The organism is Streptomyces sp. NPDC032472 (genome assembly GCF_040636955.1).
GTDB lineage: Bacteria > Actinomycetota > Actinomycetes > Streptomycetales > Streptomycetaceae > Streptomyces.
This window is the reverse complement of record NZ_JBEZVK010000045.1, coordinates 24,214-37,497: the sequence shown is the minus strand read 5'-3', so window position 1 is coordinate 37,497 and position 13,284 is coordinate 24,214. Positions and strand designations below refer to the sequence as shown.

The following is a 13,284-nucleotide window of genomic DNA, read 5'->3' as shown; positions in this document are numbered from 1 at the left end:
GCGGACGGCCGGACGCCTTGTGAGCGACCGCACCCGTACATGTGGGAGCCCCGAGAGCTGTCCTCTTGCGCAGAACCGAGTGATACCTGGGCGCCCACTGCGGGAGGGAGCCACGGCCGCTTTGCGGTCGCGCCAGCTCTGCGTCAGGCAGAGTTGGTTCGATGTGGTGTGCCTTTATCGTACAGGCAGGCCCGCTATCACGCCCTGTGATTCCGGCGACAAGCCATGTCTTCGCCTGGGATTAACTGGAAGTTCGCATTCCAGGGGCCTGCGAATAGGGGCAAACCCCTGCCCAATCCAGCGAAAATCCATGGAAACCCAGCGAAGCAGTCGAATTAGAACGCCGCTCTAAAGTGGAAAGCCGCCGGGGCCGTGGATTCGTGTGGGCGATCAGCGCCGGCCCCCGGGCGCGCCCGGCGCCCCGTTCCCCGTCCCCAGCCAGCCGGCCAGCTTGCCGCCCCGGGCCACGGCCCGCAGCCGCGCCTCGGCCGCGTCCCGTACCGGGTCCGTGGCGACCACCAGCAGCTCGTCCCCGTGCCGCAGCACCGTCGACGGCAGCGGTACGAAGCTCGTCCCCTCGCGGACCACCAGGGTCACCGACGCCCCGGGCGGCAGCCGCAGCTCGCTCACCTCGACGCCGTGCATGCGGGAGGCGGCGGGGATGGCGAAGGACAGCAGGTGTCCGCGCAGCTTCTCCAGCGGCGCCGACTCGATCCCCAGGTCGGAGGCGGTCTCGGCGCCGGTGCCGAGGTTGAGCTTGCGCGCGACCCAGGGCAGGGTCGGCCCCTGGACCAGGGTGTAGACGACGACCAGCACGAAGACGATGTTGAAGACGCGGTCGCTGCCCTCGATGCCGGTCACCATGGGGATCGTCGCCAGGATGATGGGGACCGCGCCGCGCAGCCCGGCCCACGACATCAGGGCCTGCTCCTGCCAGGGCATCCGGAACGGCAGCAGGCTGACGAAGACCTCCAGCGGCCGCGCCACCATCGTGAGCACCAGCCCGATGACCACCGCGGGCCAGAAGTCGCCGACCAGCTCGTGCGGGGTGACCAGCAGGCCGAGCAGGACGAACATGCCGATCTGGGCGATCCAGCCGAGTCCGTCGGCGAACCCCCGGGTCGCCGGCCAGTGCGGGAGCTTCGCGTTCCCGAGCACCATGGCCGCGAGGTACACCGCGAGGAAGCCGGAGCCGTGCGCCAGGGCGCCGGCGGCGTACGCGGCGACGGCGATCGCCATCACGGCGATCGGGTAGAGGCCGGAGGCGGGCAGGGCCACGTGCCGCAGGCCGTACGCCCCGAGGAAGCCCACGGCCAGGCCGACCGCGGCGCCGATGGCCAGCTCCAGGGCGATCTTGCCGATGAGCACGTACCAGGCGTCCACCGGCCCCAGGGTCGAGAAGGCGACGACCAGGATCACCACGGGGGCGTCGTTGAAGCCGGACTCGGCCTCCAGCACACCGGTGACCCGCGAGGGCAGCGGAACCTTGCGCAGGACGGAGAAGACTGCGGCGGCGTCGGTCGAGGAGACGACCGCGCCGATCAGCAGGGACTGGCGCCAGTCCAGGCCGACCAAGTAGTACGCCCCCGCCGCCGTCACGCCCACGCTGACCGCCACGCCGACCAGCGACAGCATGCCCGCCGCCGGCAGGGCCGGTCTGATCTGCTTCCACTTCGTGCCCAGACCGCCCTCGGCGAGGATCACGACGAGCGCCGCATAGCCGATGACCTGCGTCAGCTCGGCGTTGTCGAAGACGACGTTGCCTATGCCGTCCTGGCCTATGGCCACGCCTATGCCGAGGTAGATGAGCAGGCTGGGAAGGCCGCTGCGCGAGGATAGGCGCACTGCCGCCACGGCGGTGAGCAGTACGAGCGAGCAGACCAGCAGAAGTGCATTGAGCGTGTGGACGGTCAGCGGGCGGCCCTCCTCAACGCGCCTGGCGGATCGTTCCTCCCGGCGACAAGATCGGCAAGTACTTCGTTACCTTACCTAATAGTTGACGCTCCCTTTACGTGATAACCACATTGTGAAACGCCTGCTCCGCCCTGTCCTCATCACCTCGACCCCTGGCGGATCAACGAGACGGGTCCTGCGCCTATGGTTGCTCTCAGCACTCCCAGGACCACCCTGCCCCTCTAAGGACAGCGATGCCCGCCAAAGAAACCGCCCCTTCCGCCAAGAAGAAGGGACGACGCGCCCGTCTGATCGTGCTCGTACTGGTCCTGGCGCTCCTCACGGGCTTCGGGTACGGGACCTACTGGGGCCTGGACACCGTCCGGGCCTCGTTCCCGCAGACCAGCGGCACCCTGAAGGTGCCGGGACTGACCGGAGCCGTGGACGTCAAACGCGACTCGCACGGGATCCCGCAGCTCTACGCCGACAGCGAGGACGACCTCTTCCGCGCGCAGGGCTTCGTCCACGCGCAGGACCGGTTCTGGGAGATGGACGTCCGCCGGCACATGACCTCCGGGCGGCTCTCCGAGATGTTCGGCGCCGGCCAGGTCGAGACCGACGCCTTCCTGCGGACCCTCGGCTGGCGCCAGGTCGCGCAGGAGGAGTACGACAAGAAGCTGTCCGCCGACACGAAGAAGTACCTCCAGGCCTACGCCGACGGGGTCAACGCGTACCTGAAGGGGAAGTCCGGCAAGGACCTCTCCGTCGAGCACGCCGCGCTGAAGCTGAGCGACGACTACAAGCCGGAGCCGTGGACCCCCGTGGACTCGGTGGCCTGGCTCAAGGCCATGGCGTGGGACCTGCGCGGCAACATGCAGGACGAGATCGACCGCGCGCTGATGGCGAACCGGCTCACGCCGGCGCAGATCGAGGAGCTGTACCCGCCCTACCCCTTCGACCGGAACAAGCCGATCGTCGAGGGCGGCAAGGTCGACGGCGGCAAGTACACCCCGCAGGGCGCCTCCGCCGCAGCCGGCTCCTCGAACGGCAGCAACAGTGCCAACGGCGCCGCCGGCTCCAACAGCAGCAGCAACACCACCGGCGGCGGCAGCGGCACCAGCGGCTCCCAGGCCTCCACCACCTCGCCCACCGGCCTCGCCGACAACGCCGGCGCCCAGGGCGCGAGCGTGGGCCTGCGCACCTCGCTGACCTCGCTGGCCAAGAGCCTGGACCAGGTCCCGGCGATCCTCGGCCCGAACGGCAGCGGCATCGGCTCGAACTCCTGGGTCGTCTCGGGCAAGTACACGACGACCGGCAAGCCGCTCCTGGCGAACGACCCGCACCTGTCCCCGCAGCTGCCCTCGGTCTGGTACCAGATGGGCCTGCACTGCCGTGCCGCCTCGGCCCAGTGCCGCTACGACGTGGCCGGCTACACCTTCTCGGGCATGCCCGGTGTGGTCATCGGCCACAACAACGACATCGCCTGGGGCATGACCAACCTCGGTGCCGACGTCACCGACCTCTACCTCGAGCAGGTCAAGCCCGAGGGCTACGTCTACGACAACAAGGTGGTCCCCTTCACGACCCGCGTGGAGGAGATCAAGGTCGCCGGCGGCGCCTCGAAGAAGATCACGATCCGCAGCACCAACAACGGCCCGCTGATCTCCGACCGCAGCGACGAGCTGGAGACGGTCGGCACCCGCGCCCCGGTGAACGGCTCCGCCCCCGACCGCGGCAACGGCTACGGCATCGCCCTGCGCTGGACCGCCCTGGACCCGGGCAAGTCGATGGACGCGGTCTTCAAGCTCGACCGGGCCAAGGACTTCGCCTCCTTCCGCGAGGCCGCCCGCGACTTCGAGGTGCCCTCGCAGAACCTGATCTACGCCGACACCAAGGGCAACATCGGCTACCAGGCCCCGGGCCGCATCCCGCTGCGCGGCGCCGGCGACGGCCGCATGCCCGCCCCCGGCTGGGAGTCCAAGTACGCCTGGAAGGGCGGCCGCGACGGCAACACGGGCTACATCCCGCAGGACGAGATGCCGTACGACTACAACCCGTCCCGCGGCTACATCGTCACCGCCAACCAGGCCGTCGTCGAGAACGGCACCGGCGTCGGCAAGTACCCGCACGCGCTGACCACCGACTGGGGCTACGGTGCCCGCAGCCAGCGGATCAACGACCTCATCGAGGCGAAGATCAAGGACAGCGGCAAGATCTCCATGGACGACATGCGGGCCATGCAGATGGACAACAGCAGCGAGATCGCCGCGCTGCTGACCCCGATGCTCGCCAAGATCGAGGTCTCCGACCCGGACGTGCGCGCCGCGCAGAAGCTGCTGGAGGGCTGGAACTACACCCAGGAGCCCGACTCGGCGGCGGCCGCCTACTTCAACGCGGTCTGGCGCAACATCCTCAAGCTGGCCTTCGGCGACAAGCTGCCCAAGGAGCTGCGCATCGAGGGCAGCTGCATGAACGTCCGCGAGGAGACCAGCGGCCCGGCCGACGACCTGGCCAAGACGGTCCGCGAGTGCGGCACCCGAGACGCCGACTCGGCGCAGCCGGACGGCGGCGACCGCTGGTTCGAGGTGGTCCGCCGCCTGGTCAAGGACGAGAAGTCGGCCTGGTGGCAGTCGCCGGCCCTGCGCAACCAGCCGGCGACCACCACCCGCGACCAGCTCTTCGCCCGGGCCATGCGCGACGCCCGCTGGGAGCTGACCGCCAAGCTCGGCAAGGACCAGTCCACCTGGAGCTGGGGCCGCCTGCACCAGCTGACGCTGAAGAACCAGACCATCGGCAAGGAGGGCCCGGGCTTCCTGCAGTTCCTCCTCAACCGCGGCCCGTGGAACCTGGGCGGCGGCGAGGCCACCGTCAACGCCACCGGCTGGAACGCCTCCGGCGGATACGGGGTCACCTGGGTCCCGTCGATGCGGATGGTGGTGAACCTCAACGAGCTGGACAAGTCCCGCTGGATCAACCTGACCGGCGCGTCGGGGCACACGTACCACGACAACTACACGGACCAGACCGACCTGTGGGCCAAGGGCGACCTGCTGGACTGGCCCTTCGGCAAGGAGGCCGTGGAGAAGGCGACGGCCGAGACGCTCACGCTGAAGCCGTGACGCCCGGGGCCAAGCCCTGAGGTTCACGCCGAAGACGTGAAGCGCACCACCCCCGACGGGGTGGCGACCGCCTGAACGGGGTGGTCGTGCGGTTCCTCCGGGACCCGCGCGACCACCTCGTCGTCGTAGAGGAGCACGACCAGCGCCGGATGCGCCCCAGCGCGCTCCAGGCGCGCGAGCACCCGGTCGTACGAGCCCCCGCCGCGCCCGAGGCGCATCCCGCGCCCGTCGACGGCCAGCCCGGGCAGCAGCACGGCGTCGGCGCCGGTGACCGCCTCCGGCCCGAGCCGGGGGCCGGTGGGCTCCAGCAGCGGGATCTTGCCCGGATGGGCGGCCTCGGCGAGGGAGCCCGGGCCCTCGTACGCGGCCCAGTCGAGGTCGTTGTCGGGCAGCAGGACGGGCAGCAGGACCCGCTTCCCGGCATCGCGCAGCGCGTCCAGCAGGTCGCGGGTGCCCGGTTCGGAGCCGACGGAGACGTACGCCGCGACGGTGTGGGCGCCGGCCAGTTCGGGAAGGCCCCGTGCGGCGCGGGCGAGCGCGCGGGCCGCCTCGCGCAGGGAGGCGGGCGGCAAGGACCGGCGGGCGGCCAGGAGTTCCCGGCGGAGCAGCGCCTTTTCGGACGGGTGCGGGGGGTTCTGTGCGTTCCTTACCACAGCTGACTCAGATTTCCTTTCGAAACGGGCCAAAAGCGGATCTAATCACCGGAATCAAACCTGGGGCCACGGCATCACCCACTATGGTTCTGCCCATGACTCAGTTGCACCCCGTGATCAAAAAGGCAGTCATCCCTGCCGCGGGCCTCGGCACCCGCTTCCTTCCGGCGACGAAGGCGACGCCCAAGGAAATGCTCCCCGTCGTGGACAAGCCGGCCATCCAGTACGTGGTCGAGGAGGCCGTCTCGGCCGGACTGGACGACGTCCTCATGATCACAGGGCGTAACAAGCGGGCCCTGGAAGACCACTTCGACCGCAACTACGAGCTGGAGTCCGCCCTCGCGGCCAAGGGTGACGACGACCGGCTCAAGCGAGTCCAGGAATCCAGCGACCTGGCCACCATGCACTACGTCCGCCAGGGTGACCCGCGCGGCCTCGGCCACGCCGTCCTGTGCGCCGAGCCGCACGTCGGCAAGGAGCCCTTCGCCGTCCTCCTCGGCGACGACCTCATCGACCCGCGCGACCCGCTGCTGCGCCAGATGGCCGACGTCCAGCAGCGCACCGGCGGCTCCGTGATCGCCCTCATGGAGGTCCCGGAGGAGAGCGTCCACCTCTACGGCTGTGCCGCCATCGAGGCCACCGACGAGGACGGCGTCGTCCGCATCACCGGACTCGTCGAGAAGCCGAGCGCCGCCGAGGCGCCCAGCAACTACGCCGTCATCGGACGCTATGTCCTCAACCCTGCGATCTTCGACATACTGCGGGAGACCGAGCCGGGCCGCGGCGGGGAGATCCAGCTCACCGACGGCCTGCAGAAGCTGGCCGCCGACGAGACCGTGGGCGGCCCGGTGCACGGCGTGGTCTTCCGGGGCCGCCGCTACGACACCGGGGACCGCGGCGACTACCTGCGGGCCATCGTCCGCCTCGCGTGCGAGCGTGAGGACTTGGGCCCGGAGTTCCGCACCTGGCTTCACCGTTACGTCACGGAGGAGATGTAGGACCTTGAGCAGCCCTGACGCATCGCAGGACACCGGCCGCAGCCGCCTGTGGTCGGTGGACGAGCACCTCGCGGACGTCCTCGCCGCCGTCCGGCCGCTGGAGCCCATCGAGCTCCAGCTGCTCGATGCCCAGGGCTGCGTCCTGGTGGAGGACGTCACCGTGCCCGTCGCCCTCCCGCCCTTCGACAACAGCTCGATGGACGGGTACGCCGTCCGCACGGCCGATGTGCAGGGCGCAAGCGAGGAGTTCCCCGCGGTGCTGACGGTCATCGGGGACGTGGCGGCGGGCAGCGGCGAGCTGCCCGTCGTCGGCCCCGGCCAGGCCGCCCGGATCATGACCGGGGCGCCGCTCCCGCCCGGCGCGGAGGCCGTCGTGCCGGTCGAGTGGACCGACGGCGGCACCGGCGGCGGCGCGGCCGCCGGGATGACCCCCGCAAGCGCCGCCCCCGAGGGAGCGGCCGGCGAGGTACGGGTGCACCGGCCGGCCGAGGCGCGGGCCCACGTCCGCGCCCGCGGCAGCGACGTCCAGGCGGGAGACCTCGCCCTGGCCGCCGGCACGGTCCTCGGCCCGCCGCAGATCGCCCTGCTCGCCGCCATCGGGCGCGGCACCGTACGGGTGCGGCCGCGCCCGCGCGTGGTCGTGCTGTCCACCGGCAGCGAGCTGGTCCAGCCCGGCGAGGCGCTGACCGCGGGGACGATCTACGACTCCAACAGCTTCGCGCTGGCCGCCGCGGCCCGCGACGCCGGGGCGATCGCGTACCGGGTCGGGGCCGTCGCCGACGACGCCGAGACCCTGAAGGCGACCATCGAGGACCAGCTGATCCGGGCCGACCTGCTGGTCACCACCGGCGGCGTCAGCGTCGGCGCGTACGACGTGGTCAAGGAGGCCCTGTCCGCGGCCGGCGCCCCCGCCGGCGAGCCAGGAGGCGGGCGCATGGAGTTCCGCAAGCTCGCGATGCAGCCCGGCAAGCCGCAGGGCTTCGGCACCATCGGCCCCGACCACACCCCGCTGCTGGCCCTGCCCGGCAACCCGGTGTCCTCGTACGTCTCCTTCGAACTGTTCGTGCGTCCCGCCATCCGGGCGCTCATGGGCCTGCCCGACGTCAGCCGGCCGAGCGTGCGCGCCGTGCTGAAGGCGGACAAGGCCCTCGGCTCCCCGGCCGGCCGCCGCCAGTTCCTGCGCGGCAAGTACGACCCGGAGAGCGGCACGGTCAGCCCGGTCGGCGGATCCGGCTCGCACCTGATCGCCGCGCTGGCGCACGCCGACGCGCTGATGGTCGTACCGGAGGAGGTCACCTCCGTGGAGCCGGGGGCCGATCTGGAAGTGGTCCTGCTCGGCTGAACCCCTGCGGGTGCGGGTAGCGTGTTGCACCACACAGGCCCCTGGCGGCCCGGAGCGGGAGCGGCACGTACCCATGAACACGCAGAGCAGGCTGACGCACATCGACGAGGCCGGCGCGGCCCGGATGGTGGACGTCTCGGAGAAGGACGTCACGACGCGGACGGCGCGCGCCAGCGGGCGCGTGCTCGTCTCCCCGCAGGTGATCGAGCTGCTGCGCGGCGAGGGTGTCCCCAAGGGCGACGCCCTCGCCACCGCGCGGATCGCCGGGATCATGGGTGCCAAGAAGACCCCCGACCTGATTCCGCTCTGCCACCCGCTGGCCGTCTCCGGCGTCAAGGTCGACCTGTCGGTCGCCGACGACGCCGTGGAGATCCTCGCCACCGTCAAGACCGCCGACCGCACCGGCGTGGAGATGGAGGCGCTGACCGCCGTCGCCGTCGCCGGGCTGACCCTGATCGACATGGTCAAGGCCGTCGACAAGGGCGCCGTCATCACGGACGTCCGGGTGGAGGAGAAGACCGGCGGCAAGTCCGGCGACTGGACCCGCGCGTGAACGCCCCGCGCGGCGGCGACGCCTTCAGCCACAGCCACGACGCCGGAGCCGCCCAGGCCACCCGGCCCGCCGAGGCGGCGCAGGAGGCCGGCCGCCCCGCCCCGCGCGGGCTCGTGGTCACCGCCTCCAACCGCGCCTCGGCCGGCGTGTACGCCGACAAGGGCGGTCCGCTGCTCGCCGAGGGCCTGCTCGCGCTCGGCTTCACCGTCGACGGCCCGCGCGTCGTCCCCGACGGTGACCCCGTCGAGCAGGCGCTGCGCGAGGGCGTGGCCGCCGGGTACGACGTCATCCTCACCACCGGCGGCACCGGCATCTCCCCGACCGACCGCACCCCGGACGCCACCGCGCGGGTGCTGGACTACGAGGTCCCGGGCATCCCGCAGGCCATCCGTGCCGAGGGCCTGGCCAAGGTGCCGACCGCGGCCCTCTCGCGGGGCCTCGCCGGAGTGGCCGGCCGCACCCTGATCGTGAACCTGCCCGGCTCCACCGGCGGCGTCCGCGACGGCCTCGCCGTCCTCGCGCGGATCCTGCCGCACGCGGTGGACCAGCTGCGGGGCGGGGACCACCCCAGACCGTCCGGGAGCCCGAGCTGAACGCACCCTCCTGGCCGGTGGTGCTGACCGACGGCGACGTCACGCTGCGGCCGATAAAACTGCGCGACCAGAGCGCCTGGCGCGAGGTCAACCGGCGCAACCGCGAATGGCTCCGGCCGTGGGAGGCCACGATCCCGCCGCCCGCGCCCTGGGGGCCGGTGATCCAGCGGCCGACGTACCGGCAGATGGTCCGCCACCTGCGGGCGGAGGCCAATGCGGGGCGGATGCTGCCCTTCGTGATCGAGTACCGGGGCCGGCTGGTCGGCCAGCTCACGGTCGCCGGGATCACCTGGGGCTCCATGTGCGCGGGCCACGTCGGTTACTGGGTGGACCGCGAGGTCGCCGGCCGCGGCGTCATGCCGACCGCGGTCGCGCTGGCCGTGGACCACTGCTTCACCAAGGTGGGCCTGCACCGCATCGAGGTGTGCATCCGCCCGGAGAACGCGCCGAGCCGGCGCGTGGTGGAGAAGCTGGGCTTCCGCGAGGAGGGGCTGCGGCCGCGCTACCTCCACATCGACGGCGCCTGGCGCGACCACCTCGTCTACGCACTGACGGCGGAAGAGGTCCCGGAGGGCCTGCTGCAGCGCTGGCACCGCCGACGGGCCCAGGGAACGACCCCTCAATAAAAATATCGAGTATCTGTTCGAATTCTTGGGACCGGCAGCCGATTCACCCATAACGTGATCCGAAGAATCACAAAAAAAGTCGGTGATATCAGCCGGTTCGTGCGACACACCGGTCCAATTGGCGGATCCCCCCGGCTGCGCCCCTCTACGGTGTGGGGTGTGAGCAGCAGCGGCCTCATCTACGCAGTCATTGTGGGGGCCTGGGCCGCCTACTTGGTGCCCATGTGGCTCCGGAGGCAGGACGAGCTGAACGAGGCCCGTCCGACGGAACGCTTCTCCACTGCCATTCGGCTGCTTTCGGGCCGGGCGGGAATGGAGCGCCGTTACGCCAAGGGGCTGCGTGACCGCGGTGACCACGAGGCGGAGCCCCAGTACCACGCTGATCCGGACGCCGCGACGGAAACGGTGAATTCCGTGGACGCCGACGCCCGGCCCGTCGTCGTGCCCCCGACCAGGGCGGAGTCGCGGTCGGCCCAGGTGGAGCGGCAGCGCCGCGAGCAGCGGCTGCAGGTGCTCGCCCGCCGCCGGCGCACCACCGCGCTCCTCTTCCTGACCTTCACGCTGGGCGCCGTCGTCGCCGCCGTCGGGGGCGTCGCCTACCTGTGGGCGCCGGCCGCGCCCGCCGTGCTGCTGAGCGCGTACATCGCGTACCTGCGCGCGCAGGAGCGCCGGCGCTACGAGTTCACCATGGACCGGCGGCGCGCCGAGGCGGCCGCCCGCCGCCTGCGCGAGAGCCGGCCCCGCCGCCGCGAGGCGGAGGAGGCCGCGGGGACCGAACCGGAGCCCGCGCCACCGGTGTCCCCGCAGGAGGCCGGCAGGCGCGCCCTGGTCGAGCAGACCGACCACGCCGAATGGGTCGACCAGACCCGCGAGCGCGAACGCGGCCCCGTCCGCGGTGACAGCTGGGAGCCGGTCCCGGTCCCGCTGCCCACGTACGTCACCGCCCCGGTCGCCCCGCGCGCCACGGGCCCGGCCGCCCCCGACGCCTGGAGCGCGACCCGCTCCAGCACGGCCGAGCCGACCGACCCCCGCCTGCGCGCCCAGCCCGGCCCCGTGGCCAAGGCCGACCCGAAGCAGGACGCGAAGCCCCAGCCGGGCCGCCCGCGCACCCAGGGCCGCGGCCGCACCCCGCTGTTCGACCAGTACGAGAGCGAGGACCGCCCCCGCGCGGCCAACGAATGACCCCCGCGCGGCCGCTCCCGGCAACGGATTTTGGAGCAGCACCGCGGGGATGCTAATGTTTCACACGTCGCAAGGGCCTGTGGCGCAGTCTGGTAGCGCACCTCGTTCGCATCGAGGGGGTCTGGGGTTCAAATCCCCACAGGTCCACAGACGACAGTTCTCGGATAGCTACCGGGAATCGTCACGAGATCCCGTCAGGTCGAAAGACCGGGCGGGATCTCGGCGTTTCCGGGGTCCTGGCCGAATGGCCCGGCTCCGCCGGGCCGTTGTGGGGGATTCCGGCTCACGGGTGGGTGAGGAGCTTGGCCATGCAGCGGCTGCTTTCGTAGTCGCGGTAGTAGCCGAACTTCTCCGAGGGGGCGTAGCCCGACGAGAGGTAGAGGGCTATCGCCTCCGGCTGCTGGTCGCCGGTCTCCAGGACCATCCGGCTGCGGCCCGCGGCGCGGGCGTCGGCCTCCAGCTCCGCCAGGATGCGGCGGGCCAGGCCGAGGCCGCGGGCCTCCGGTATGACGTACATGCGCTTCAGCTCGGCGTCGCCGTCCGAGTAGCCCTCGTCGTTCTCGTCCTGCGTGCGCCAGCCGCCGCTGGCCACCGGGGTGCCCCCCTCGTCGTACGCGAGCAGGTACAGGCCGTGCGGCGGGACGAACATCGCCGGGTCGAGGGAGGTGGCGTCGCCCTCGCCGCCGTAGCGGGCCTCGTACTCGAGCTGGACCTGGTCCTCGAGCTTGACCGCGTCGGGGTGGTCATAGGGCACTGTGCGGAGCTGGATCCCGTGAGACATCGAAACATCGTACGGAAGGGTCGGGCTATGGTGCTGGGATGCTCACCGTGACCTCCGTGAATGTCAATGGGATCCGCGCCGCCGCCAAGAAGGGCTTCTCCCCCTGGCTGGCCGGGTCGGATGCCGATGTCGTGTGCCTTCAGGAGGTGCGGGCGGAGGAGGCGCAGGTCCCGGACGAGGTGCGCCGGCCCGAGGGCTGGCACACCGTCTTCGCGCCGGCCGCCGCCAAGGGGCGGGCCGGGGTGGCGGTGTACACGCGCCGGGCGCCCGAGCGGGTGCAGGTGGGCTTCGGCAGCGAGGAGTTCGACGCCTCCGGGCGCTACCTGGAGGTGGACCTGCCCGGCGTGACCGTCGCCAGCCTGTACCTGCCCTCAGGGGAGGCCGGGACCCCGAAGCAGGACGAGAAGTACCGGTTCATGGGGGAGTTCCTGCCCTATCTGGCCGCACTGCGCGAACGCGCCGCTGCCGGCGGCCGCGAGGTCGTGGTGTGCGGCGACTGGAACATCTGCCACCGTGAGGCGGACCTCAAGAACTGGCGGACCAACCGCAAGAGCGCGGGGTTCCTGCCCGAGGAGCGCGAGTGGCTCGGGAAGGTCTATGACGAGGCAGGCTACGTGGACGTGGTGCGGGCCCTGCACCCCGACACCGAAGGCCCGTACTCGTGGTGGTCCTACCGCGGCCGAGCCTTCGACAACGACGCCGGCTGGCGCATCGACCTGCAGGTCGCGACCCCGGGCCTCGCGGCCCGCGCCGTCAAGGCGTTCGTCGAGCGGGCCGAGACGCACCCGGAGCGGTGGTCCGACCACGCGCCGGTGACCGCGGTCTACGAGCTCGGCTCCTGAGCGGGGCCCGACGGGCGGGCCGCCGCCAAGAGGCGGTCCATGGCAAGGGAGAGCTCCGCCTCCACCACGCCCTTGGTGAGGGGGCGCAGCCGGGCGACGGCCTCCTCGTCGGGCAGGTGCTCGGCGATGAGCTCGGCGAACAGGGCCGCCATGGCGTCCGCGTGCTCGCGGACCCGGCGGCCGGTCTCCAGGACCGCCGAGAGCGGGACGCCCTCGCGGACCAGGGCCGAGGAGACGTCCAGCAGGCGGCGGCTGACGTGGACGATCGCGTCGCCGTCGGTGGCGAGGTAGCCGAGGTCGAGGGCGGCCGCCAGGTTCTCCGGGGTGGCCTCGCCCTCGAAGTAGTCGGCGAGGGCCTCCGGCGTCAGCCGTACGGGGGTCTCCTCGGACCAGCCGATGCCGAGCAGCTCGCCGAGCTGGCTGACGTCGCGGCCGTTCTCGAAGGCGGCGGTCAGCTCGGCTATGCCGCCGAGGGTGTGGCCGCGCTCCAGCAGGGCGGCGATGGTGCGCAGCCGGGCCAGGTGGTGGTCGTCGTACCAGGCGATGCGGCCCTCGCGGCGCGGCGGCGGCAGGAGCCGGCGCTCGCGGTAGAAGCGCAGGGTGCGGACGGGGATGCCGGCCGCCTCGGCCAGCTCCTCCGTACGGTATTCGCGCACTGTCGTCCCCGCTTCCGTGTCTGCCACGGCCGAAGCCTATGGCGTA

Annotated in this window: 12 protein-coding genes and 1 tRNA gene; 9 read left to right on the top strand and 4 right to left on the bottom strand. The window is 71.8% G+C overall.

The window, feature by feature from the left end; genetic code table 11:
- Positions 1 to 390: 390 nt before the first annotated feature.
- Positions 391 to 1,887 carry a potassium/proton antiporter gene (locus AB0F11_RS26575; RefSeq protein ID WP_362178607.1) on the bottom strand — a complete coding sequence of 499 codons (1,497 nt, stop codon included), beginning with the start codon at positions 1,885 to 1,887 and terminating at the stop codon, positions 391 to 393.
- Positions 1,888 to 2,147: 260 nt separating this feature from the next.
- On the opposite strand from AB0F11_RS26575, the gene AB0F11_RS26570 reads away from it, so the two are divergent.
- Positions 2,148 to 5,012 (top strand): penicillin acylase family protein, encoded by a 2,865-nt coding sequence (locus tag AB0F11_RS26570; RefSeq protein ID WP_362178540.1) that lies wholly within the window; start codon positions 2,148 to 2,150, stop codon positions 5,010 to 5,012.
- A gap of 23 nt (positions 5,013 to 5,035) precedes the next feature.
- On the opposite strand, the gene AB0F11_RS26565 is transcribed toward AB0F11_RS26570, so the two are convergent.
- The gene (locus AB0F11_RS26565; protein ID WP_362178537.1) at positions 5,036 to 5,665 is read right to left on the bottom strand and encodes a 5-formyltetrahydrofolate cyclo-ligase; all 630 of its coding nucleotides are present in this window, start codon (positions 5,663 to 5,665) and stop codon (positions 5,036 to 5,038) included.
- Between the two features lie 95 nt (positions 5,666 to 5,760).
- On the opposite strand from AB0F11_RS26565, the gene galU reads away from it, so the two are divergent.
- From galU to AB0F11_RS26530, 7 genes are all read left to right on the top strand, one after another.
- A complete protein-coding gene (galU, locus tag AB0F11_RS26560) occupies positions 5,761 to 6,663 on the top strand; it encodes a UTP--glucose-1-phosphate uridylyltransferase GalU (RefSeq protein WP_362178534.1) in 903 nt (300 codons plus the stop codon).
- A gap of 4 nt (positions 6,664 to 6,667) precedes the next feature.
- Entirely contained in the window at positions 6,668 to 8,005 is a 1,338-nt protein-coding gene (glp, locus tag AB0F11_RS26555; RefSeq protein WP_362178532.1) for a gephyrin-like molybdotransferase Glp, read from the top strand.
- Between the two features lie 73 nt (positions 8,006 to 8,078).
- Complete coding sequence (moaC, locus tag AB0F11_RS26550) at positions 8,079 to 8,558, top strand: cyclic pyranopterin monophosphate synthase MoaC (RefSeq protein ID WP_362178529.1); 480 nt, start codon at positions 8,079 to 8,081, stop codon at positions 8,556 to 8,558.
- A gap of 113 nt (positions 8,559 to 8,671) precedes the next feature.
- Complete coding sequence (locus AB0F11_RS26545) at positions 8,672 to 9,151, top strand: MogA/MoaB family molybdenum cofactor biosynthesis protein (RefSeq protein WP_362178605.1); 480 nt, start codon at positions 8,672 to 8,674, stop codon at positions 9,149 to 9,151.
- Between the two features lie 17 nt (positions 9,152 to 9,168).
- Positions 9,169 to 9,777: a GNAT family protein gene (locus AB0F11_RS26540; protein WP_362178526.1), complete on the top strand. Its 609-nt coding sequence runs from the start codon at positions 9,169 to 9,171 to the stop codon at positions 9,775 to 9,777.
- A 159-nt stretch (positions 9,778 to 9,936) separates the two neighbouring features.
- On the top strand, positions 9,937 to 10,959 hold the full coding sequence (locus AB0F11_RS26535) for a hypothetical protein (RefSeq protein ID WP_362178523.1): 1,023 nt from the start codon (positions 9,937 to 9,939) through the stop codon (positions 10,957 to 10,959).
- Between the two features lie 73 nt (positions 10,960 to 11,032).
- A tRNA-Ala gene (locus AB0F11_RS26530) sits at positions 11,033 to 11,106 on the top strand.
- A gap of 136 nt (positions 11,107 to 11,242) precedes the next feature.
- Here the strand turns inward: AB0F11_RS26530 and AB0F11_RS26525 are convergent.
- Positions 11,243 to 11,740, bottom strand: coding sequence for a GNAT family N-acetyltransferase (locus AB0F11_RS26525; RefSeq protein WP_362178520.1), 498 nt, complete (start codon positions 11,738 to 11,740; stop codon positions 11,243 to 11,245).
- Between the two features lie 38 nt (positions 11,741 to 11,778).
- Between AB0F11_RS26525 and AB0F11_RS26520 the strand changes: the two genes are divergently transcribed.
- Entirely contained in the window at positions 11,779 to 12,582 is an 804-nt protein-coding gene (locus tag AB0F11_RS26520; RefSeq protein ID WP_362178517.1) for an exodeoxyribonuclease III, read from the top strand.
- Here AB0F11_RS26520 and AB0F11_RS26515 read toward each other — a convergent pair.
- The gene (locus AB0F11_RS26515; protein WP_362178514.1) at positions 12,564 to 13,265 is read right to left on the bottom strand and encodes a MerR family transcriptional regulator; all 702 of its coding nucleotides are present in this window, start codon (positions 13,263 to 13,265) and stop codon (positions 12,564 to 12,566) included. The genes AB0F11_RS26520 and AB0F11_RS26515 overlap by 19 nt on opposite strands.
- Positions 13,266 to 13,284 lie beyond the last annotated feature (19 nt).

Coding starts and splice junctions, on each gene's coding strand:
- AB0F11_RS26570 (WP_362178540.1), top strand. CDS start 2,148: ATGCCCGCCAAAGAAACCGCCCCTTCCGCCAAGAAGAAGGGACGACGC.
- galU (WP_362178534.1), top strand. CDS start 5,761: ATGACTCAGTTGCACCCCGTGATCAAAAAGGCAGTCATCCCTGCCGCG.
- moaC (WP_362178529.1), top strand. CDS start 8,079: ATGAACACGCAGAGCAGGCTGACGCACATCGACGAGGCCGGCGCGGCC.
- AB0F11_RS26525 (WP_362178520.1), bottom strand. CDS start 11,740: ATGTCTCACGGGATCCAGCTCCGCACAGTGCCCTATGACCACCCCGAC.
- AB0F11_RS26520 (WP_362178517.1), top strand. CDS start 11,779: ATGCTCACCGTGACCTCCGTGAATGTCAATGGGATCCGCGCCGCCGCC.